Genomic DNA, 3,031 nt, shown 5'->3' with positions numbered 1-3,031 from the left:
GCGGTAATATTCGGGCTGCCAAAATCGCTGGATTGCCAGTAGGGAAACTAACTTTAATTATTTGTTTCCTAGCCGGGTCTTGTGCGGGTTTAGCAGGTATGGTAGAAGTGGCGGCGGTACACGGTCGCGCTAACGAATCGCTGAATGCTAATTACGGTTACAGCGGCATTTTGGTTGCGTTTATTGCGCGGCAAAATCCTCTAGCCGCCGTGGTGGTTTCAGTTATTCTAGGCGGAATTCTTGCGAGCGGTGGCATCCTGCAAAGGGCGCATCAATTGCCCGATGCAACTGTTTTGGTTTTCCAAGGAGTTGTATTTTTGGTAATTCTTTTCAGCGAGTCTCTGTACGGACGTTTTGCCATCTTTAAAGAAGGCGTTCGACCTCAAATATCAGCCCCAAACATCAATCCACAAACATAAATTAGTCATTGTCAATTTTCAAAAGACTAATTGCAGGAAATCCAAAATCCAAAATCCAAAATCCAAAATCGTCTTATGGCAGCAGAAAGTATAGGCTGGTGGGGAGTACCGCTGGCGATCGCAGCAGGAACAATCCGAGGTAGTGCGCCCTTTCTATTCGTTAGTCTGGGTGAATGCCTAACAGAAAAAAGCGGCAAAATTAATCTCGGTTTGGAAGGAACCCTATTGATGGGAGCCATGAGTGCTTATGCAATATCTTACCTCAGCAGTGCCAACGGAATTCCATCTTGGCTTGCGCCTTGGCTTGGTGTCATAACTGCTGGTTTTGCAGGAATGCTACTGGGTACAATTCACGCTTGGCTGGCACAACAACAAAAGGTAAACGATGTTGCTGTCGGCATTGCCATGATTATTTTTGGCAGCGGCATAGCATTTTTCTTAGGGAAACCTTTTATTCAGCCAGTAGCACCGCAATTACCTGCTTTTGAGTTAGGGAATTGGAGCGATATTCCTTCAATAAAAGCGGCGCTGAAAATTAGTCCGCTCTTTCTTTTGGGTGTGGCGATCGCACCGGCGATGCAGTGGTTTTTTAAATCCACTCGTTGGGGTTTATACATAAGAGCGGTTGGCGATAGTCCCGAAGCAGCTAAAGCAATGGGAATTTCAGTTTATAAAATTAGAATGCTCAGCATTATTGCTGGGAGTTTTCTGGCTGGGATCGGTGGGGCATACTTATCTTTATATTATCCCGGTAGCTGGACAGAACGCATTTCCAGCGGACAAGGTTTGATGGCAGTGGCGCTGGTAATTTTCGCTCGTTGGAATCCGATACAATGCTTGTATGCGGCTTTGCTATTTGGTGGGGCGCAAGCGATCGGCCCTGCATTGCAATCGGTTGGCGTCAATTCCTATTATTATCTGTTCAATGCTTCGCCGTATATCCTGACATTGCTAATCATGATTATCACTTGTTCGCCGAAACGGACGCTTAGCGGCGCACCGGGAGCGTTGGGGACGGAAAATTAGCGAGCGACGAAAATAACTGCAAATTGCATAAAATAGCGGTAATGAAGATCTAACATAAACGCTAATGGCTCAAGCAAACGGAAATATTGCCACCCTGACGGTAGATATCGGCGGTAGTGGCGTCAAAGTCATGGTTTTGAACGAAGATGGCACTCCTCGAACAGAACGCAAGCGAGTACCGACACCGCAACCCCCCAAAACAGAACCGATAATAAATGCGATCGCAGATTTAGCCGCAGGACAAGGTGACTTCGATCGCATCTCGGTAGGCTTTCCCGGCGTAGTGCAAAACGGCATCATTAAAACTGCGGTAAACTTAGATCCGGATTGGATCGATTTCGATCTAGCAACAGTTCTTTCCCAGAAATTAAACAAACCTGTGCGCGTCGCCAACGATGCAGATATTCAGGGTTTTGGCGCAATTTCTGGGCATGGAGTGGAATTAGTAATTACACTGGGTACAGGCTTCGGATCGGCATTATTTATCAACGGTAAATTAGTGCCGAATTTAGAAATGGGTCACCATCCGTTTCGCAAAGGTCAAACCTACGAAGAACAACTGGGACGTGCTGCTTTAGACGAAGTTGGCAAGAAAAAATGGAACTCCCGTCTGGAAAAAGCTATTTACTGCTTAGAGCATTTGTTCAATTACGACCAACTCTATATTGGCGGCGGTAACACAGATGAAATGACGATAAATTTGCCGCCTAATGCCAAAATAGTACCTAATGTGAATGGGTTATTAGGGGGCATAGCTTTGTGGCGAGAATAGTACTGTAAACCTGACTTTAAAATACACAGGCTAGTGGGGAGAAAAAATTTTTCATTATTGTTACAGGCATCGCGTAATACTTCTACTAAGTAGATAGTAGGATTGCTATTTCTTCAGTAACAAGATGAAAAACTCTTGCCCATACTTGCCTATGTAAACTTTTCCATATTTAGTTGCCGAACACTTATAGGTAATTGTATAACAATATCAATAATGTGAAAAATACTCTCACCGAAATTTTTAGGAGGGCGATCGGTCAGACATTTTAGATAAAAATATTTTATCTATGGGAGCGGGCTCGCTGATTCGTAAGCGTCTGGGAATTTAACTGAAAATATAGGTCTCTCAGCCAAATGCGCCGATTGATTATCTTTATAATATACCTATTTCTAGGAATTCTACCATTTATTGCGATCGGCTGTGGTGGAGCGGGTAGGCATACTGCTCCTAGTGTTGACTCTGAAATGTTAAGCACTTTTAAAGTCGCCGCACTCCTACCGGATGCGATCGACGATGGCAGTTGGAGCCAGTCAGGGTACGAAGGGTTGAAGTCGATCGAACAGCAACTGAGAGCGAAAATAGCTTACACTGAAAAAACCAACTATTTATCTGAAGCGGAAGTAACAAACGTATTCAGGCAATATGCCAAGTCAGGTTTTGATTTAATTATCGGTCACGGAGGCAGATTTGTTGCTGCTGCGGAAATTGTGGCCAAAGAATTTCCGCGCACTAAATTTGCTGTAGTGGGGACTTTTCCCGGTAATAATAGAAATTTAGGTGCGCTATCTTTTCAGAGCGGTGAATTAGGTTATCT

General features: G+C 44.4%; 4 protein-coding genes. All 4 read left to right on the top strand.

From position 1 onward, the window contains the following. A partial coding sequence (locus H6S82_RS26470) for an ABC transporter permease (protein ID WP_191056976.1) occupies positions 1-419 on the top strand: 419 nt, incomplete at its 5' end. Positions 420-494: 75 nt separating this feature from the next. Then, positions 495-1,445 (top strand): ABC transporter permease, encoded by a 951-nt coding sequence (locus H6S82_RS26465; protein WP_190471860.1) that lies wholly within the window; start codon positions 495-497, stop codon positions 1,443-1,445. A gap of 64 nt (positions 1,446-1,509) precedes the next feature. Next, positions 1,510-2,217 (top strand): ROK family protein, encoded by a 708-nt coding sequence (locus H6S82_RS26460; RefSeq protein ID WP_190471863.1) that lies wholly within the window; start codon positions 1,510-1,512, stop codon positions 2,215-2,217. Positions 2,218-2,681: 464 nt separating this feature from the next. After that, positions 2,682-3,031: BMP family ABC transporter substrate-binding protein (locus H6S82_RS26455; RefSeq protein WP_191056975.1), on the top strand; the 350-nt coding region annotated here is incomplete at its 3' end.

Source organism: Planktothrix sp. FACHB-1355, assembly GCF_014748295.1.
In the GTDB taxonomy this organism is placed as follows: Bacteria; Cyanobacteriota; Cyanobacteriia; order Cyanobacteriales; family Aerosakkonemataceae; genus Aerosakkonema; species Aerosakkonema funiforme_A.
This window is presented reverse-complemented; position numbering and strand designations above follow the sequence as displayed.